This window comes from Verrucomicrobiia bacterium, from assembly GCA_035629175.1.
Classification (GTDB): domain Bacteria; phylum Verrucomicrobiota; class Verrucomicrobiia; order Limisphaerales; family DASXHY01; genus DASXHY01.
This window is the reverse complement of record DASPIL010000012.1, coordinates 1-21056: the sequence shown is the minus strand read 5'-3', so window position 1 is coordinate 21056 and position 21056 is coordinate 1. Positions and strand designations below refer to the sequence as shown.

The window sequence follows — 21056 nt, the reverse complement described above, 5'->3', positions numbered from 1 at the left end:
GGTGAGCATCGCCAGCGGAACGTGGTTCGATGCGGGAGGGTCGGCGTTTGGCACTGGCATCACGCGCTTCAACGGCGGTTCGTTGAACCTTCGGACCAATATCATTCCCGGCCTGCGCCTTACAGGAGGGAGTGTTCATGTCATCGCCAGCACGTTCCAGCAGGCTGGCGCCATTACCAACCTGACTCTTGACGGTTCGCAACTGGTGGGAACGAATCGGGTTGGAACAGGAACTCTGACCGTGAATTCCGGCGGTCTCGAAGGCCAGATCACGATTTTGACAGGAGGAACGCTTTTGTTCGCCACGACAGCCAACAAGAACGTTTACAACCTGACACTGTTGAACCAGGGAACGGTCGCATGGAGCGGTGGAAATCTTCTGGGCGGCAGCACGTCGTCCACAACGATCAGCAATGGAGGATTGTGGCAGATCACGGGCAGCGACCAGATTTATCAAACCTACGGCGGCCCGCCGTTGAACTGGCTGAACAGCGGCATGCTCCAGAAAAGCGCGGGCACGGGCTCATCCCTCATCAGCGATTTCAATTTCCACAATGCATCCTCGGGCCAGGTGCAGTCGTTGTCCGGCACGCTTCAAATCAACGCGGGTTCCAGCAATCGCCTGGGCGGCACGCTGAACGCCGGGCCGGCCGGACTGGTGACGATCGGTTCGGGAATCTGGTATGACGCTGGAGGCAGCGCCAGTGGTCCCGGAACCAACCGCTTCAACGGAGGCACATTGAACTTGCGGACGAACATCATCGCAAATCTGCGCCTCACCGGCGGATCGGTGTTCATCACTGCAAACACATTCCAACAAGCAGGCGCAATCACCAACCTGGCGCTCGACGGCTCGCAGTTGATGGGCACGAACCGCGTGGGCACGGGCCATCTCGTGGTCCGCTCGGGAGGCATCGAAGGGCGGCTGACAGTCCTCCCGGCGGGCACGCTCGAGTTCACGAACAGCGCGAACAAGAACGTTTACAATCTGCAGTTGCACAACCAGGGAAGGGTCAATTGGAGCGGCGGAAACCTTCTCGGAGGCAGCACCGCGTCAACCACCGTGAGCAACGGCGGCATCTGGGAAATCACGGGTAACAACCAGATTTACCAAACCTATGGCGGCCCGGCGCTCACGTGGACAAACACCGGAACGATTCGGAAGTCTGGCGGATCCGACATCTCGCATATCTCAGATTTCCGGCTCATCAATACCGCTTCGGGGATCATTGAGTCTGACGTGGGCACGCTGCAGTTGCCGCTGAATCACACGAACAGTGCGGGAACCCTGCGCCTGGATGGCGGGACATTGCAGGCCAACGGAACCCTGCACGTCGACGGCGGCAGCTTCGATGGGGAGGGCACAATTGGCGTGAATGCATTCCGGGGCGGGACCCTCACACCCGGTGAAGCCGGCCCGGGACTGATTCACTTCAAATCCGGATTGAATTTTCACTCGGGCACGACGCTCAGCCTGAACGGAACTGGCACGACGCCGGGAACTGGCTTCGATCAACTGACGGTGGCGGGCGCGGTCAGCCTGTCCAACGCAACACTCCAGGTGACCTCCGCGCCGCAGGTGCCTGCCGGAACCATCCTGCTGATCATTCAAAACGACAGCACGGATCCAGTCTCGGGAATATTCAATGGCCTGCCGCAGAACGGAATCGTGTCGGCGAGCGGACAAAACTTTCGGGTCAATTACTCGGGCGGGACGGGAAACGATGTCACCCTGGTGAAGGATTCGGGAGCAGGCCCGCCACAACTGGGAGGCTCGTCCTGGAGTAATAACCTCTTCAGGCTGAAGGGAACGGGCGGGGCTTCGACGGTCTATGTGATCCAGGCAACCACTAACTTTCTCCAGTGGACGAATGTCGGACGCGCTACGGGTGACGTCAGTGGAGCGTTCCTGTTCACCGACACGAACGCCTTTCGTTTTCGCCACCGCTTTTATCGCGCGGTGAATTGACCTTGCCGCGCCGCGGTGATGACGCGGCGCGATCCGGGATCATCATTGAAGCGAGACGAGGCCCTGCGAGATGGCGAACTTGGTCAAGCCGGCGACACTGTGAATGTTCAGCTTGCGCATGATCCGTTCACGATGGGTTTCGACAGTGCGCACACCGACACCGAGCTGGCTCGCGATTTCCTTGTTGCTCAAGCCGTCAGCGATATGGACGAGCACTTCACGCTCGCGGTTTGTCAGTTGTGTCACCTGGGTGTTCACCGTGCCCGAACCCTTCACATACTGGTTCAACGCGGCGCGCGCCACTTCGGGACTGAAGAATGCCTCGCCCTGGTTGATGGATTCGATGGCACGCAACAACTCTTCGGTGCCCGCGTCCTTCAAGACGTATCCGCGCGCTCCCGACTGGATGATGCGCAGGATGTAGTCCGTGTTGCTGTGCATGGAGAGAATCAGCACCTTGATCTTCGGCAGTTCCTTGCGAAGAAGGTCGGTGACAGCGAGCCCGTTCATATGCGGCATGTCGATGTCCATGAGCATGATGTCAGGGTTCATTTCACGCGCCTTGCGAAGTGCTTCGCGTCCGTCAGCGGCTTCTCCGATAATCTGAAGGTGTTCGTGCTGGTTGAGGCAGGATGCGATTCCTTTGCGAACGACTGGGTGGTCATCCACCAGCAGTAACTTGATGCGTTTTTTCATTGAGCCTTCCTGCGATGAGTCTTTTGCCCGCAGAGCGGCGGCCTGAATGTGCCCGACCAACCCGCCTGCTGGCAATCCTGTTAAGTGTTGTGATGCTGCGACCGGCCGAACTTTCGAGACCATGGATTCAGGTTTCATTAGGTGAGGGGAATTGACCGACATACACCGACGGCAGGCAGAGTGCGAACCGGCAACGGCCGGTCGCGAATGAAACGTGAAGGAGCCGGCTTGCACTCGAACCCGCAACAACGATCTGCTGTTGCTCCCGGATTTTGGTTTGGCTGGCGCATTCGCGTTTCATTGACGACGCCATCCTAGACCTTTGGAGATTTACAACAATCGGGGCACCAACGATTCCTTGCCCCGGTGCGGAGCGAAATGACACCCAAGGGAATCCCCGGTGAAAACGGCGAAGGAAAACGGAAAAGAAAAATCCGGAGTTAACGAGATGATGAAAAACCCGACGATGAAAATGTCACGTCGGGATTTCCCGCTGAACCCATGAGGTGGCGTATTGCGTCAGCTCAGCGGCATCCTTGAGATTGAGCTTCCGTTTGATCTGCTCGCGGTAGTATTCGATGGTCTTGATGCTCAGGTGCAGCTCGGCTGCAATGTCGCGAGTTTTCTTCCATTGCCCAATCAACCGGAAAACTTCCATCTCGCGATCGCTCAGGTTTTTGACCGGCGATTCCTGGATGGTTGTGCTCTGACCGCGAATCTGCTGTTGAAGCAACTTGGCTGCAAGCGCATCACTGACATACACAGTTCCCGAGAGGACGCGACGGATTGCAGTGAGAATTTTTTCCAGCGCCTCCTCTTTCATGAGGTAACCCAGCGCGCCGGCACGGAAGGCGATCTCCGCGTAAATCGATTCGTCATGCCCGCTGACGACAAGCACCGGCAGGCGCGGATACTGGGCCTTGATGTTGCGCATCAACTCGAGGCCGCTGCTGTCCTTGAGGGAGATGTCTGCAATCACGAGGTCGGGCTTCAGTGCCGCGATGGCGTCCAGGGCGCGTGACGCGTTCTCCTCCTCGCCACAGACAAGCAGATCGGGTTCCTTGTTGATGACCTGCCCAATGCCGAAGCGGACAATGGCGTGATCATCCACGATCAGGATCCGCGTCTTCCCGCTTTTAGTTCGGTTTTTTGCCTCAGGCATGTCGTACTTGGTCCGTTGCGCCAGTCCCTTGATCGTAGCCGCTTCGAACGTTCGCATTCTGCTACAGTTCCAACTGATCGCGCAACTGTATTGACATCGCAAGGGGCGTCCGATGCAAACCATCACCGCGCTCTTCAAGCATCGTTTGGCCCGCTTGACGGATTGTCACCCGCACATAGACTCCCTGCGTGCCATTTCCGACCCAACAAGCGCCGCGGCGCTTTTTTTGCTTCGCTCAATGAACCGCCGTCCTTCCGTCTTCATCATCTTCCTGACTGTGTTCATTGACCTGATTGGGTTCGGAATGGTCGTTCCTCTCGTTCCCATTTACAGCAAGCATTACGAAGCCGGCGGCTGGATGATCGGCATCATCGGCGCCTCCTTCTCCGCCATGCAGTTCATCTTTGCACCGATCTGGGGGAGGTTGTCGGATCGGTTTGGACGACGGCCAATTCTTCTCATCTCAACGGCCGGGGCTGCCGCCTCTTATGCCATGTTTGCCGTTGCGTCAGGCATGGAACATCACGCAACCGCTTTGTGGGGCATCCTGATCGCGCGTTCGGTTGCGGGATTGTGCGGAGGTAACATCGCTGTGGCGCAAGCTTACATCGCGGACATCACGCCCCCAGCGGATCGGTCGCGCAAGATGGGATTGATCGGGATGGCATTCGGCCTCGGCTTTATCTTCGGCCCCGTCATCAGCTGGATCGGGTTGCGCCACTTCGGAAGTTCCGGCCCCGGGTGGCTCGCTGCCGGCCTGTGCGCACTGAATTTCGTCCTTACCTTCTTCATCCTGGGCGAAAGCCGGAACCGCGATGCGCAGCCCCGGAAAGTGCGTCCCCACGTCTCGCAATGGATGCACACGCTCGCGCAGCCGCGCATTGCGCTGCTGATCGGAATCTTCTTCCTCGCGACCTTCTGCTTCAGTTGTTTCGAAATCACGCTGCCGCTGCTGATCAACGACAACTTCCAGCTTGGGCTGACAGATGACCAAATCCGGCCGGCGAGCACGGTCATCTCCCTTTTTGTTTTCTGCGGCTTGATTGGCGCCTTTGTCCAGGGAGGCGCGATTGGGAAACTCGTCAAGGCCATGGGCGAACCGCGGTTGATCGCGCTCAGCCTAGTGCTGACCGGCGCAAGCTTCCTCCTGCTGCCATTCATCAAGGGAAACGGCCAGCTGTTCTGGAGCCGCCTCTTTCAGCCCGATGGCCTGCCCTGGCTTTACATGCTGGGCGCCCTCGCACTGCTCGCAATCGGAACCAACCTCACACGACCGCCAGTCTTTGGATTACTCTCCAACCTCACGCCGGCGGATGAACAGGGCGCAACGATCGGGGTCGCGCAGAGTGCCGGAAGCCTCGCCCGCATCGTAGGGCCGCTCTTCGCCGCGCCTCTCTATGAACACAGCGCAAGCCTGCCGTATGTCATCTGCGGGATTCTCGCAATCCTCACCGGGCTCATTGCAGCGCCCTACCTTCTCCGCCCTTTAGCGCAGCCTTCGAAGTCCGCTGCATCGCAGGTTTCCAAACCTGCACCCCAGTGATTCGTCGACGGATTTCCGCTCCTATTCTCCGCTCTTCGATTTGCGCACGCGCCTGCTGAAATTGAGCCGCGCTTCGGACAGCAGTTTCTGCAAACGCGTGGACAACTTGCGCGTCAGCACATCGAATGATCCCATTCGTTTGGCCGCAACCGTCAGCAACTCCACCATGCTCAACGCGTCGGCGATGCTCACGTACTCTGCTGCGATTCGATTCCCAGGTGCGCAATTGTGGTAGTTTCCCAGCGCGACACAAACAGCAGCCGTGGAAAACCCGAACTCCTGGTAAGCCGTGCCTTCGCAAGTGCCTCCGCCCATCAACGCGCGTTGGAATTGAAAGGCCTCTTTCCGATTCTTCGCCAGGTGACTGGCGATCTCACCCAGGTACCGCGTCGCGTCAGAAGCGAAAACCGACGCGCGATCTCCCACCCGCACAATGACGCCGCGGCCCATCGACACGCCAGGGAGTTCACGGCTCGTTTCAAGTGATATAACGAGCGCATCACGTTTTAGGATTCCACTTGTCGCAATCATGAGCGCGCCGTGGAACCCGACCTCCTCCGCCCGCGAGATCGCACCGATCACATTGGTGGAAACACGTGCGCGCTTGAGCCGAATCAACGTGGCAAGGACCGCAGCAACTCCAATCAGATCGTCACACGCACGGCCTGAGATCCGATCCCGCTGCGCTCGGTAAGCGGGCAGATCCCACACTGCGAATCCGGGTTTGTCGATGAGGGGTTTGCGCAGCAAAATTTCGAAATATTTTACCTTCCCGGGAACACGCCTTCCCAGCCGCGCTGGAGCACCTTGAGGCATGACGCGCAGCGGAATTCCTTTCCGGAAATAGCTTTCTGGAACGCCGCCAAGAAATCGTGCGATCCATGTTTGTGCGTCACGGCGGCGGATGAATTCGAATCCCGGATGATCCATATGCGCCGCGAGGACCAATGGGCGCGCCTTGCAGGCCTTCGTCAGGCGGACGATCAAGTTGCCCGTTGCATCAGCATCGCAGAACAGCCCATGCTCGTCGCAAATCGCCTGAACCTCTGCGGCCACTCCGTGTTCGTGAAAGGGCGCCGCGGGTTGTGACATCAATCGCCTCGCAATGTCGAGGAACAGAGCGGCGTTCTGAGGACGTTTCATCAATGATCAGCGCAGGAACTTCTCAGCTGCGGCATCGGCGAAGCGCAGGCCCGTGGACGTGAGTTGAAAACGATCGGGCGCGAGCGTCCCCCACCCCTGCTCCACCAGGCCGCTCATGTCGCCGGCCCAATGTTGCCGAAGGTCATGGCCCGTGGTTTTCTCGAACTCAGCAAAGGGCCAGCCCGCCACCATGCGCAAGCCGAACGCGGCCGTCTCACCCGCGCGAGCAAGCGGCTCCAGCGTCTCTGTGGACTCAATCGCCCGTTTGCCCTTTTCCAACTGCTCGCAATAAAGCTGCGTGTTCGACCAGTTCTTCGTTCGCACGCCCTCGACATAACCGGTCGCGCTCGGTCCGAGACCGTGAAATGATCCGCCGCGCCAGTAATTTACATTGTGCTGGCACGCGCGGCTTGGAACGTCAGGAGTGTCGGAGGCGCGCTCGGACGCCACATCTTTGGCAAAGTTCGCCACTTCGTACTGAACGAATCCAGCGTGGGTGCAGTGCGCCAGCAATTCCTCATACATGTCGCAGGCAAGGTCTTCATTCACGTCCACTTTTCCTGCCTGCAACTGATGAAAGAGCGGGGTGTCTTCCTCATAAATCACTTCATACGTGGAAAGATGCTCGCTCTGCATGGCGATGGCTTCATCGAGCGTCGACTTCCATGCAGCCATCGTCTGCGTGGGAATGGCGAACATCAGGTCCAGGTTGATGTTGTCGAAGCCCGCCTTCCGCAGGATCTCGAATGACTTGAAAACCATCGCGCGGCTGTGCACACGCCCCAGCCGATCCAGCAGATCCTCGTCCAGTGACTGCACTCCCATCGATATGCGATTGACCCCGAAATCGCGGAGCAGCTTCGCCTTGTCGAGCGACACCGTGGCGGGATTGCATTCGACGGTCCACTCTGCCGGGCGATTGAGATTCAGGCGTTCCATTGCCCGCAGCACCGATTCCCATTGTTGCAGGTTCAGGAGCGACGGAGTACCTCCGCCGAAGAAAATCGTGCGCGGCCGCAAGTCGTCCGCAACGATTTCAAGTTCGCGGATCAGCGCCGCAACGTAGCGATTGATGAGCTCACCCGAGGACGCTTCAGAGAAAAACGCGCAATACGAGCACTTCTGCGCGCAGAAGGGCACGTGTACATAGAGGCTCGCAATGGAGTGGCGCAAAATCGGCACGCTGACACGGTAGCCGACGCGGGAACCAAGGGCGAATCAAAATCCGAAGGCGCTCAGTGAACCCGAATCTTCTGAACATTCTGGGCCTTCAACCCGCGATCGCTGGTGATCACGTCAAACACAACGTCATCTCCCTCGAACAGCGTGCGAAACCCCTTTTGTTGAATGGAGCTGAAGTGCACAAACACGTCCTGCCCCGTATCCTGAGCGATGAAGCCAAAGCCCTTCTGGTTATCGAACCATTTCACTTTTCCACTGGCCATATAATCTCCTGGATGCAAGCCGAATACCCAGCAAAACGACAGCGCGATACTATCGTCCCCAAGATGAATCGACCTACTGGTTCGAACCTAAGTAGCTTATGGGAAACGTCAAGCAGGAGTTGTTAAAAAGTTGGAACCCCTTCTTCTGGCGTTCTTTCTGTGGAATCGCCGCGGGCCGTCAAGCTCGCCACCATCGAGCGGAGCGGCAGGGCGAAACGCTCGGTCTGCCACGACTTATCGCGACTCGTAAATCTCAGCCTCCACGATGCTCAGCGCGTTGCGCGATTGCCTTTCGCCCCCTGTCGCGGCGTTCTGTTGATTCTGGAGTTCGGTATTGCCAGGCCCGCCCTCTGCATGGGAAGCGTCCATCAATTGGATCCTAACGCTTCGTCCATGAGTGACCGGAACGGGAAGCGTGACATAGCCCAGGCTGCGGGGTGTTCGGCCGCGATAGACGCTTTTGTCGCCTACGAAAATTTCGATCGGATAACTGCGCTGCCTCCACCCTGTCAGCTTCAGCTCGACTTCACTGATCTCCGCTTCCCGTTCCAGTTCGTATGCGATCCACGCATTCTCGACACTGCCCGCACTTGTCCAACTTGTTCGCTCATTGTCATCGAAGCTCGCTGCGGCTGTGTCGTTTTGCGAACCGGCGCTTGCCTTCGCAATCGGGATGGAAACACGCGATACCGTGAACGAGGGTCCGCGTGGCGTGGGACCACGTCGCAGCGACACAGGCAAACCCTCCGCAGGCAAGGCATGCGTCAATCCGTCGGAAACTTGGACAGGGTGCGACGTGATTTCCAAGGATGCAGATTTCAGGGTGCCGGATCGCGCGGTGACAGTGATTCTGCCGGCTTCCTGGCGCGACCGCACCAGCACGCGGTTGACTCCGCATTCGACCGGCAGGCTCTTTGCGAGTATGAAGTTTTCGGGACCTTGAGCGATCCCGCCGCGCCATTCACCCGGACCTGTCAATTCGAACTCCACCAGGTTGAGGGCCGTTGGACACCGTCGTCCCGAGGCGTCGGTTACATCCACTTCGATCAATGCGACATCATTTCCATCCGCCTTCAATCCTGCGGGCGCGGTGATGGCTTTCAGCCTTATTGCCGATGGCTCGTCCGCTGTCTGGCGTTCGGTTTCACAAACAGGTTTGCCGTTGCGGTCGTATCCAACCGCGCGCAGCACCCCGCGCTGCCAGTTCACATTCTTCACCGTAAACAAAAACCGATGCGACTGTTGCGCGTCAGGAAGCTGTTCGCCGTTGACGAACAGCTTCACCACTTCAGCGCTCGAGACCACGTGAACATCCTTTGTGACGTTGGTTGCGTAATTCCAATGTCCCAGAAGGTGAATACGCGGGCGTTCAACATCCACCCAGCCATCCCACATCACCTCGTGCGCCCAAAAACCGTCCTTCGGAATGCGCATGGCATCCACTTCCCCGCTGCGGCGATAGTTCTCCGCGCCGCGATAATGCGTGTTGGAGTCGGAGAAAATAATGTTCACACCACCACTGCTGACCCGCGTGCCTGTGCCGGGACGCTCGCGCCAGTAATCAAACCAGCGGACGATATTCTCAATCGCGTGGCTGTCCTGGTTCCGGTTGTAATCCGGCGCAGGCGCGTTGCGATACAATGGCCCGTCACCGTCTTTGTGAAATGGCGGGCTGAACGCGTCCCAGTATTTTCGCAGGCCTTCATCCCGTGAATATTCCATGGCCCAGAAAGGCAGGCGCGCGCTCTTGTTGATGTAAAGCATCTCGCCGCCATACTCGGCCGCTTGGCTGTCCAGCATTTCACGGCTGCCAACAGCACGCCCTCCATGCGGGTCAAACCGATCGCGCAACGCTTTTATCTCCGACATGTGCGCCTCGCTCACGCCCGTGTTCCCAGCTTCGTAAAAGAGGATGCTCGGGTTGTTGCGATTGTAGATGATCGCCTCGCGCATCAGTTCCACCCTTTGTTCCCAGCGTCTTCCTGACACATCTGCTTCCGCGTCCCCTGCAGGCATTGCCTGGATGAGACCGACCCGGTCGCAGGATTCCACGTCCTGTTTCGATGGGGTTATGTGCATCCAACGGACGAGATTCGCGTTTCCTTCAACCATCAGGCCATTGCTGAAGTCACTCAGCCATGGCGGAACGGCGGAACCGAGCGCGGGCCATTCGTTCGAGGTCCGCTGCGCATAGCCCTTCATCTGCAGCACACGGCCGTTGAGCTTCACCATCCCGCTTCCATATTCGGTTTTTCGAAAACCTGTCCGCGTCTCTACCGTGTCCACAACCAGGCCGTCCGCCTTGAGGATGGTTTGAATGTTGTAGAGATAGCCATAACCCCAGCTCCAAAACTGCAGTCCGCTCAGTCGTGCCGAAGCCTTGACCTTAGCTGTTGCCCCGGAAACCACGGTGGTCTTTCCGCCACTGAAGCTCTTCAGCAGCCGCCCATCCAGTTCCTCCACGCGCACTTCGTATTCGAACTCGCGCGCTGCATCCGATTCATTGCGAACCTGTGATTCTGCGGTGACCGTCGCCGCGCCAGCCGCAATGTCAAAGTCGCTTGCAAAAATGTAAACGCCTTCCGTCTCAAGGCCGGCCCACAGCGGAAGTGTCTGATACAGCTCTCCTGTTACGTGCAGCTTAACGTTTTTTGGGATGCCGCCGTAGTTCGCGTTGAAGTTGCGATCGCTCCATTGGTATCGCTGGCGTGTGGCCTTCTCGCGGTAATCCCACGCATTGTCGGTTCGCACTGCAACGACATTCTCCTCAGGCGCTGGCCGCACCACGTCAGAAATATCGAAGCCCACAGCCATGACGCCATTCTCGTGACTGCCGATATGGCGGCCGTTCAAATAGAACTCGCCCGCCTGCCGCACTCCTTCAAATTCCAGGAACACCTTCTTTCCTTCAGTATCCGCGGGCAGCCGGAACGTCTTTCGATACCACGCAACCCCCGTGGGATGTTCCGCAATCGAAACGCGAAACGCTGCGTCTTCATTCCACGCATACGGCAGTGTGACGCCCTTCCATTCACGATCGTCAAAGCGCGGGTCGGACGCGTTCGTGGGGTCGCCGACGAACACCTTCCAACCCGGATTGAAGTTCCACGACGTGCGCGGGAAAGGATCGGCGGCGGTCGCGATGTTCAAGACGGCCGCGAAAATCAGGCTTACGAGAGGCAGGTGTCTGTGCATTCGATAATGGCTTTCGAAACGGAATGATCAAACGGTCAGGGAATTCGTATGAGATAGAAGCGCTGTGCTGCATTGGTTGCATCGAGATCGTTGTACAACACGGGGGTTCCTTCAAAAACACCCGCGTGCAGCAACGTCCATGTCGTCAGGGGAAACAGCGCAAGGTTGGTGCTGGCGCGGATTTCGTACGGCTGCCCTGATGTCCCGGAGAACTGCAACTCGAAGGTTCCATCGGCACGCCGGCCAAATGACGAAACGACAGGAGGGGCGACAGCAAGCACGCTCAATTTCCCCAGCGTGTTCAACTCACTCGTATTCCATGCAAGCCCCTCAAGAAGCGGCGGAAGACTGATGCCTGAGAATGCGCCAGCGAGCGCACCTGCTTCAAACAATTGGAATTGCTGGCCCGGGGCGAACTCACCCACACCCGCATTAGTCACCACCAGCGCTCCACCCAAGTTCAAGGTCCCGACAACACGAACAACGTCATGCGACCGGGGCGCCGCCGTAATCTCAATGACCGCGAGCGCGCCCGCGGAAAACGTCAGAGTATTGCTGAAGCCCAAGGTTCCAATCGAAGAACCCGGCGCAAGAACGGCGCCGGGTCCGATGGTGAAATCGCCTCGCACGCGGCCGTTCCCCGTGACCACCTTGCCCGCGCTCAGCGTCATCCCGCCTCCTGCGGCTCCGCTAACGTCGAATACCGCACCCGTTGAAATTTCAATCCGGCTGGAATTCGGGATCGCGCCGCCCGCCAATGCCAGCTCGCCTGATTCAATCACCGTCCGCCCCGAATACGTATGCGCCTTCGACAGCACCAGCCGGCCAGCGCCGCGCTTTGCCAGGCTGCCGCTGCCGCTGATCACACCGAAGCTTGCATCGTTCACGAGGTCCGATCGATTCCATGCGAGGGTGCCTTGGTTGTTGATGGAACCGGTGCCCAGCGTGCCCCGCGTCCCGCCGTTTCCAACCTGCAACGTTCCCATGTTGATCGTCAGCGAACCTGTGTGAGAATTGGTGCCGGTCCACGTCCACGTGCCCGTGCCTTCCTTGATGAAGTTCACGCTGTTGTAAATGTTTCCTGCGAAGGTCGCGTCCGTGTTGAGAGCGCCGACGCGCCACGTCACAGGCAGTCCGCCATTCCCGCCACCGGCACTCATGATAGAGCCGTTGGCGCCGGACAATTGGCCGATGGGAATCGTGGGTGTCCCCCCGACGCGGTTCTGAAGCGCGGTTGCAGCGGCAACGTGCACGCGTGCATTCGGAAGCCCGGCGGGGTTATTCAACCGCGCATCACTCGTCTCGCGCAGCGTGCTGATGTTGATGGTTCCGTCGAACGCCGACCAGTTGCCGTTCAGGTCGCCGCGCACGCCCGTCACTCCGAGGTTCAACGTGCCGCTTCCCAGGAGAGGGTTGTTCATCACAATGCGAAACGGAACCCGCAATGATCCGCTCGTGCCAGCCGGGATGAGGATGGAATTGACGAACGGTCCGCCCGCCCCGCCAAAGCCGAGATCTTCCGCGCCCGCTGCAAACAGGCTGAGCACGCCGCCATTCGAAAGAGTTACGAGACCACCTCCAAGGCCGGAGGTGTTGGCCGATGGCGAGCCGAGTTGCAGGGTCCCTGCATTGACAACGGTGCCACCCGCGTATGAATTGGCTTTGCCAAGAATCAATGTTCCATTGCCGATTTTCTCGAGCGTTCCCGGCCCGGCAATCTGCCCCACGAAATTGACGAGACCGCTTCCTCCCGGAACGTCCAGCCGCGCGATGCCTCCCGCGAGCGTCATGCCGCGATCGGTGTAGGCTTCGCCTCCTGTCACGCGCAGGGTGCTGTTAAATAAAAGGAGATTCGTGGCGCTTGTGTTTGCCGCGCCCAACGCGCCCGGCGCACCGCCAACACTCAGCGATGGCACTTCCAACACGCCGGAGCCAATCACTGTGCGACCCGTGTAATCGTTTTCCGTAAGCACCACGAGCGTTCCCGTGTTCGTCTTCATCAACGCACTTGCACCGCTGATGGAACCGTTTCCATTGAATGTGTAGGACGCCGCCGCGTCCACAACGACTCCGGTCACAGGCAGCGATGCGATCAAATTCACCACGGGATTTGCAGCACCCACATTGTCAAACCGCACCGAGTCGAGCGGCACAAACCAATCGCGGCTGCCGCTGTTCAACCAGTTGCTGCTCGTCACGAGGTCCCACACGCCTCCCGGACCGCCCAGCCACACGACGTTCGCCGCAGGACGCGAACTTTTCACAACCAACGCGATTTCGCCCGGCGAATTCGTCAAGGCAATCGGAACTCCGTCGAGGCCCGCGATGCTCAAGTTCGCCAAACTCCCGCTCAGTGATCCCGAATAGCGAATCAGTGGATACACGCCTGCACCCAGGTCGCCGCTCAAACGATGGATCACAAGTGTATTGCTGCCCTGCAGCACAACATTCCCGAGCACCTGCACGAGATCATTGGTCGCCAGGATCCCGCCGGAGTCGTCGGAAAGGTCGAAGTCATTCCAAGTGAAACCCGTCAGCGAAAGGGTGTTGGAAATGGTCAGTGTTGCAGCTGAGTTTGTTCCCTGCCCCGGCGACAGTCCGCCGCCCTGCTCGATGCGAACGCCTGCGCCGATGTTTCCGTTCCCGCCAATCCGTCCGTCCAGCCACGCGCCGCCACGCACCACGACAGCACTTCCTGGCAGTTCACCGTTCACGGCGAGCAATCCCTCGTTCACCAGCGTCCGCCCGGTGAACGTGTGATTGCCATCCAAGGTCATACGTCCAGCGCCGGCTTTCGTCAGCGTCATGGAACCCGCCCATTCGCCCTGCTCGAACGTGTAGTGATTGGGTGAATGCACCTTCACATGCGAAGGCGTCAGGGTTCCGTTAAGCGAAATGACCGTGTGATGGGCATCCGTTAAACCAAAAACGACGGAGGCGCCGTCGAAATATGCGACGGAGATTGAATTCGAAACCCACAGGTTGTTCGTCAACCAATTGGCCGCGGTGCCGTCCCAAACCGCTGTTGCACCGCCATTCCAACGAAGGTCGGCATCCGAGATGGGCTGAACCGGCGGACGTCCCATGCCTCCCCCAATGTAGTAATCCGGCCACGTCGTCTGCATGTAGCCCTTCACCGTCAGGCATGCGCGGTAAGCGGGATTCTGCGCCAGGCAAACGAGGCGGTTCGTTGCGGCCGTCACTGGCGTGAAGATGATCAGGCTGCTGCGATCCGTGCTCTCGAACAAAACCTCCTCGCGCCAGTCACCGAACAGGTCGCCGTACAGCGGCTGCGCATTGCGCCACGTAACCGCGCCGTCCAGCGCGGGATCCTTCATGTTATAAGGACTCAGTATCCGGCCTGTGCCATGCTTGTCGATCCGGCCGTTGTCCAGCTGCTCGCGCGCAATATCGGCATCCCACCAAACACTGAAGTTCGGGTAAGGCGGATTATTATTCAGGAGCTTTCCCTTGGCGGTCCACAATCCAGGCATCGTGGAGAACACTTCCACGCCGCGCGTGTTCAGATCGACGTCCCCGGCATTCCCGCGGCCGACGTCCACCACGCCCGCGGCGTACCACTTCTTGATCATCGTGCCTGTCGCGGAGTCGTGCAGCGCATTGGCCAGCAGGTTGGGATTGTCCTGCTGGATCGCAAACGTCTCCAGCCCGGGTCTGTGAGGATCCAGGTCAGCAATGTGAAAACGATCGCCATGCAACAACTCGTTGCTGAACACCGCCTCCGCGTGGTCCCCCGCGTCGCGCAATGCAAATGCAATTTCGCAGAACTCGTCCCGCCCGTCGTGATCGATGTCCGCAACACGAAACTGGTGGGCGCGCGAGTAGTTGTGGCCGTCGTTTGGAGGCGTCCACAACCAGCGCATCTTCAACTGCGCATCCCGGTAATCCCAGCAGGTGATGCTCAAGTTGAACGCGCCATTGGCGCTGCGGTTAATGGATTCGATCACGAGGCTCGGCCGCACTCCATCGGCAAACATGATCCCGAAATGCGAACTCATCGCACCTGCCGATGGCACTGGATTTGGCAGGATCATTCGCGCCTTTTCCACGCCCGTAAGCCCATCGATGACTGACACATACTGCGTGACGTCATTGGGCCCCGGAATCGATGCGACCTGCGCCCCCGCTGAGTTGGTAACAGTGACGCCGCGCGCCGTGCGCACGAGCACCTCGGCACGCCCATCGCCATCCAGGTCAAACACGGTCACATTGTCCGAATGTCCGACGCTCACACCGCTGGGCGGGAAGTCTCCCGTGTCCGTGCTGTTGACGCCCATGTTCATCCTCCAAAGGAATTTCCCGTTGCGAAGGTAGGCATCGACATAAGACACCCCGCCGGAATTTGGAATGCGAGTGGCAACGAAATCAAATTCGCCGTCACCATCCAGGTCACCCGGCCAGCAATGGTGCGTGTAGTGGTTTCCATTCGGGATCACAGCCAGGGGAATTCGCACGTAAGGGCCGGACTTGTTCTGGAAATCCAACGGGACAATGGAATTGCCGGGAAAACCAAACGCGGCACTTGAGGCTTGCTCGATGCCATTCAGCACAGGGCGAACAAACCACGCGTTAGAGACCGAGAGCGCGGCGGTTGTGTCAACGAAATCGGTGGAGCTGGAGATCGGCGATGCGTTGAGCTTTACGGGCGTGGCACCGTTCTGGGAACGGTAAACATTGAACGCGATGTCGTCCGGGTCGGTGGCGAGCAAGCGCCATCCCACATACGCAGTGTTGTTTCCCGAACGCACAGCAACAACCCCGCGCCCCAGGTTTTCCATCTGCCGCTGGGCGTGGGACGGCGGGGATGCCAGGACAAGACCCAGCAGAACGCAGGCAGTGCGCAACCACCCACCGACAGGAACCTTCAGAACTTCACATTGCATAAACAAAACCGGAACGCTTCGCGCTCAAAAATCATCCGCAGAATTCTACTCAAGATGAGCCCGGGCAACGCAATTAAACAACGTGTAGCGCAGGACTCCGAGTCTGCCGTATCGCCCGTCGTCCGTAGCAGCTACTGCGGAGGTTGGACAGGTTTCCTAACCTGCTCGCGCGGTCCACGGCCTGCTGGCTTGGAAGCGCGGCGATACGTTCCCGACTCGCCGGAAGAACCCTGCGCTACGGCGTCACCCTCAACGATGCCAGCTGTTGGCGGAGTGCTGCGGGAAAATCGACGGGATCCTGGTAGAAGTAACATTGCTTTCCGCCCGCGCCCAGGTCTGACGTCCATGTGTGCAGGAAATAAAGCTGCTCGGCCTTGATCCAGCTTGCCGAGCCATCGCAGAACACCTGATTCGATCCTGCAGGCATTCGTCCCGACCTGCCCCGGTGCGCAGGCATGTTCGAATACAGAATCGGATACGCCGGGTCGACCTTCCCCCATGCCCCCAGAACCTTGAGCGTGGCGTCGCCCGCAAGCATCCAGTGTGGGCGCGATTGGCCAAGTTTGACGGGGCTCTTCGAATCCATGTTGCCTGACGGATCAACGGGGTTCTTCCACTTTCGGATCCCGCCGTAGTACTGGAAGCCAAGGTTCCATTGCGGCCCGTTCAGGTCGTAGTTGGGAAGGCCCGGCCGTCCCGGACAACTCCAAACGGTGTTTGCATTTGTCTGCACCACGAGCCCCACAAGCTTGGCGGCTGAGGCTTCCACTTGCTCGAAGTTAATGGGAACATTGCGCCCCTTTGCAGGAAGCACCCAATCGTTGTGATCGCCGGCATACATGGTCATGCCCACGGCCACCTGCCGCAGATTGTTCAAGCAAGCCGTCCGCTTTGCCTTTTCCTTCGCCGACGCAAGCGCGGGCAGAAGCATGGCAGCGAGGATTGCAATGATCGCGATCACCACTAGCAGTTCGATCAAGGTGAAGCCGCGGCCGCCACGCTCGTGCCGCAGACTGTGCGCAAAACGGTTGGGTCTCATATTCAGCGATGCGGAATCAATAACGCGAGTCATAGGAAGGCGCTTTAAGGCAGGACGAGCCGATAGAATACGTTGGTTCGGGTGCGATCGATCGCAAGGTCTACGCTGTTCGTCTGAGCCGATCCCGGATACTCAAACCACGCGTCCGCCGACAGACCCACGCTGTTGGTCTCAAGAATCCAGCCTTTGTGACTGTCAGGCCATGCCAGCGTCAAGTTCCCTCCGCTGGAGGAAACCATCAGGCTGGCAGGATTTGGATTCACACTGCCTGTGCTGGTGAGGACCACGACGCTCCCGTCAATGGCCAGACGATTCTCCCACGTGTAGGTGGCCTGGTTGACCGGGTCGTTCAGCGGCAAGCTCACTGAAGCGAACCCTGTGACGGGGGTACTGAACAGTTGGAACGTGTCGCCCGCCTGCAGTGTTCCGCCCGCGTTCGTGACAATGAGCACTCCGCCAGCGGTAATCGTCGGCGCAACAATGCGGCCGCTGTTTGGCGAACTCGCGCGGTTCAGCTCCAGCACGGTTGTTCCCCCAAGAACTACCTTGCCGCTGACTGCCAGCGCATTGTTCACTGCCATCGTCCCGGAATTCCCAACGAAGAGGCTGCCCTGGAATGCTCCGTGACCGCTAAGCGTCTGCGCGACCACATCAGAACCGAGCCACAGGGTTGCATCCGTGCGCCCAGAAACGTCCAGCACACCGGGAGCGCTCAGCCGGATCGCTGGATTGTTCGAAAGGCCCGATTCACCGGCGAGCGCCAGCACACCATTCGAAACCGTCGTGGTTCCCGTGAAGTCATTCGCACCCGACAGCGTGAATGTTCCAGAGCCCACCTTGGTCAGTGAATGCGGTCCACCGACGTTGCCCGCGAATGCGCTGGACGTATTCAGGCCGCCCACGCTGAAATTGATCGTGCGAGAACTCTCGCCCACCACATTGATGAACGATCCAGCGTCGCCTGAGAGTTCACCGATCGGCACAGTGCTGTTATTCGCGAGAGGCGCGTTGCCGCCCATGGTCACACCTGCCGTCAGGTGCACCCGGGCGAGCGGAAGCCCCGCAGCGTTGGCAATTTGAAACTGATTTCCCGTGGCATTACCCGATGGCCACACGTTCACCTGCCCAGCAAACCCGCTCCAGTCACCGGAGATCACCGCCCGGATGTAAGACACGTGCAGGTCAAGAATTCCTGCGCCAGCAAGCGGACCGCTGACGGTCATGCGGCCCGCAATCCGAAAGCTGCCAATCTGTCCGGCCGGGATCTCAAGTGGCGCCACAAAGGTGCCTGCCTGGCTGCTGTTGTTGCCCGCACCGAAATCCTCCACTTCGAGAACAGATTCACCAAGGAATGAAATCTTTCCGGTTCCAAGACCTGTTGATTTCGCCGCCGACCTTGTCGCGTCGCTGGATGGATTCGCGTTCAACCTGACAAATGCGTTGCTGATGACGGTCCCGCCCGAATACGGGTTTCCGACGGGATCACCGATCTGCATTTCAACAAGGGTGTTGGTTGGATCCACGCCCAGGATTGTCATGGTTCCCGCGCCCGTGATCATGTTGCCAAAGGAGTAAATCGACGGCAGCGCATTGGTGGCTTCTGTGCGGTCGATTACGAGAGAGGCGCTATTGGTGATGACCGTGCCTGTGATTGAACCGTTCTCTCCCGCGATCACAAGCGACCCGCCCTGGATGTAAGTCGCGCCGCTGTAGGAATTGGCATTCGTGATGATCAACGTTCCGGGACCCGCCTTCGTGAGCGTCATACCACCCGACAGGGAACCTGCGCCGCCGAGAGTGTAGGCCTTGTTCGTGTTGTTCACCGCAACGGAAAATGGGCTTACGAAAGTAGTGATGTTGATGTTCGTTGTCCCAGTCGCGGTATCATCGAACAACACTGCCGCCCCATCGGTGTAATTCGTCAACTGTCCCGTGCCCACCACGCGCCAGATCGCGTTGGCAGGATTGTCTATGTCCCACTCGCCTGCGGCAGTTCCGATCCAGCGAAACGTCAGGTCGACGCCCGTCTGAACCGCAGTGATGTTCAGCCGCAACACCTTGTTCGGCTGGTCATCCACCAATGACGCGGTCACATTCGAAGGGAGGGTCCCAAGAAGGAAGTTGCCTGCGCCGCCCCGATTTGCGTAGCGCATCAGGGCGATGCTGCCGACCGAAAAGTTCGTGCCGGCCACATTTACCGTCACGGGTGAATTGAGCGTCAAAGTGCCCGTATTGGAAACGACCGTGCCCGGATGGTTACCGAACGTTCCGAGGTCGAACTCGTATCCGGTCCCGTTGCCAAAGGTCGCGTTCCCTTGCGTGAGCATCGCGCCCGCGCTCGTCACGACCACGCCGGCGTTCGCAAAATCGTCAACAACCAGCGCCCCTGTCGCGAGCGACGGGGAACCGAACGACATGGTTCCCGAGGAAACCCTCGTCGTTCCGCTGTAAGTGTTGGATCCGGTGAGCGCGACCTTTCCAAACCCGATGTTCGTTACTCCGCCAGCACCGTGAATGGCATTCGGAACGAAGAGAACGCCTGAGTGATTGAAAACGAGCGCTGAACTGTTCGAGACAGCGCCTGAGCCGAGCCTGCCGGATTCGGCCCCGTTTCCGATTTGCAGCACGCCATCCGCAATGATCGTCGGCCCGCCATACGTATTCGCGCCATCAAGAACCAGCGTTCCCGTGCCCACCTTCGTCACCGATCCACCCGTGGTGATCGCGCCACTGAACGAACTGTCCCCGTTGAGCGCGCCAATGGAAAAGTGATGCGTCGCATTGCCGCCAATGAATCCCGAGCCGTGAAGCGCGCCGAGATGAAATGTTCCAGCCGCGTTGCCATTCAACGCCGCATTGACGACGTAGGTCGCGTTGGAACTGACGGCGTTCAGGTTGCTCAGCCGAACCGCGCCGGAGCCTTGAATTGTCGCTGTTCCTGAATACGAGTTGGACCCTGCCCAGGTGAATGTTGATGAGGCATTCACCGTCAACGAACCTGTCCCCGAGATCGGGCCGCTCAACGTGCGATTGCCGCCGGTGTTCTGCAGGACGCCGCCATTTTCCATCACGTCCACCGGAGTGCTCAGCGCTGCGTTGACGGAAAATGTTCCGCCGTTCAACGCCATCGTGGTGCTGCCCGCATTTCCTGCCGCAGACGAAACCGTTCCTTCGTCGATTTGAATTCGTGACAGCGTGGGCGATATCGTCGCAATCGTCAGCGTGCCCGACCCGCCCTTGGTAACGAGATCCGTTCCACTGACTCCGTTCCGCAACGTCACGGCGCTGACGACATTCCAAACCTGCGGCGCGCCGATCACCACCGCGTTCGATAACACGAGCGGCTGCGAAGCAAGCGTCGTATCGATACCTGCAGCGCCAAGCGTCAGCGTGTTCCCCGCCCGAAGCGTGATTGCGCTTGCAGGATCGATGATTCGAATTCCCGCCCACGAGAGATCGGCTCCGAGCAGGAGCTCCTGGGGAACCGCTGTTGCAACGCGGTTGTCCCACGCCGCCACGTCATCCGCATCGGGCACCTGCAATCCATCCCAGGACTCTGGCAGATTAAGATTGTCGACGTTGTCGGCCTTGAACACGTCAGCCGCGTGGCTCAATGGCGAGGTCGCGATTAAGCCAAGCAACAGGGCCGTCGCAGGCAGAACTTTTCTCCGACGCACAACAGCGGGATTTTGTGGGTTCATGGTAAAGGGCTGATGGGTCAATGTGTTGATGAATGAAGCCAATCGTATCAGCGAATGCCGCGGCGAGAATCGCCAGTAGTGGGTGCCTGGCGAGGGGGGGTCAACAGTTCTGGCGATGCGATAGGGGTAGGAGCGAGGGATTAACCTCGCCCCTCCCTCCAAACCGGACGGGCGGATTTCCCGCATCCGGCTTTCCGTTTAGTGGTTCCTGTCCGGAGTTGGCTCGCTTCGGCTCGGGCTGTGGCCAGGGAGATCAGCC

At 59.0% G+C, this 21056-nt stretch carries 11 protein-coding genes; 2 read left to right on the top strand and 9 right to left on the bottom strand.

The genetic code is table 11. The features are described from left to right. Window positions 1-1969 (top strand): hypothetical protein (locus VEH04_01600; protein HYG21445.1); only part of this gene is annotated, 1969 nt, incomplete at its 5' end. 42 nt (window positions 1970-2011) lie between these two features. Here VEH04_01600 and VEH04_01595 read toward each other — a convergent pair. Beyond that, window positions 2012-2665: a response regulator transcription factor gene (locus tag VEH04_01595; GenBank protein HYG21444.1), complete on the bottom strand. Its 654-nt coding sequence runs from the start codon at window positions 2663-2665 to the stop codon at window positions 2012-2014. 475 nt (window positions 2666-3140) lie between these two features. Beyond that, window positions 3141-3884 carry a response regulator transcription factor gene (locus VEH04_01590; GenBank protein HYG21443.1) on the bottom strand — a complete coding sequence of 248 codons (744 nt, stop codon included), beginning with the start codon at window positions 3882-3884 and terminating at the stop codon, window positions 3141-3143. A 55-nt stretch (window positions 3885-3939) separates the two neighbouring features. On the opposite strand from VEH04_01590, the gene VEH04_01585 reads away from it, so the two are divergent. After that, a complete protein-coding gene (locus tag VEH04_01585; GenBank protein ID HYG21442.1) occupies window positions 3940-5370 on the top strand; it encodes an MFS transporter in 1431 nt (476 codons plus the stop codon). Window positions 5371-5391: 21 nt separating this feature from the next. On the opposite strand, the gene VEH04_01580 is transcribed toward VEH04_01585, so the two are convergent. From VEH04_01580 to VEH04_01550, 7 genes are all read right to left on the bottom strand, one after another. Then, window positions 5392-6513 (bottom strand): hypothetical protein, encoded by a 1122-nt coding sequence (locus VEH04_01580; protein ID HYG21441.1) that lies wholly within the window; start codon window positions 6511-6513, stop codon window positions 5392-5394. Window positions 6514-6519: 6 nt separating this feature from the next. Beyond that, window positions 6520-7695 carry a radical SAM family heme chaperone HemW gene (gene hemW / locus VEH04_01575; protein HYG21440.1) on the bottom strand — a complete coding sequence of 392 codons (1176 nt, stop codon included), beginning with the start codon at window positions 7693-7695 and terminating at the stop codon, window positions 6520-6522. 53 nt (window positions 7696-7748) lie between these two features. Continuing rightward, window positions 7749-7958 (bottom strand): cold-shock protein, encoded by a 210-nt coding sequence (locus tag VEH04_01570; GenBank protein ID HYG21439.1) that lies wholly within the window; start codon window positions 7956-7958, stop codon window positions 7749-7751. 234 nt (window positions 7959-8192) lie between these two features. Further along, window positions 8193-11153 (bottom strand): DUF4982 domain-containing protein, encoded by a 2961-nt coding sequence (locus VEH04_01565; protein HYG21438.1) that lies wholly within the window; start codon window positions 11151-11153, stop codon window positions 8193-8195. 35 nt (window positions 11154-11188) lie between these two features. Then, window positions 11189-16057 carry an autotransporter-associated beta strand repeat-containing protein gene (locus tag VEH04_01560; GenBank protein HYG21437.1) on the bottom strand — a complete coding sequence of 1623 codons (4869 nt, stop codon included), beginning with the start codon at window positions 16055-16057 and terminating at the stop codon, window positions 11189-11191. A 235-nt stretch (window positions 16058-16292) separates the two neighbouring features. Further along, window positions 16293-17096 (bottom strand): prepilin-type N-terminal cleavage/methylation domain-containing protein, encoded by an 804-nt coding sequence (locus VEH04_01555; protein ID HYG21436.1) that lies wholly within the window; start codon window positions 17094-17096, stop codon window positions 16293-16295. A 44-nt stretch (window positions 17097-17140) separates the two neighbouring features. Continuing rightward, entirely contained in the window at window positions 17141-20797 is a 3657-nt protein-coding gene (locus tag VEH04_01550; protein ID HYG21435.1) for an autotransporter-associated beta strand repeat-containing protein, read from the bottom strand. Window positions 20798-21056: the final 259 nt, after the last annotated feature.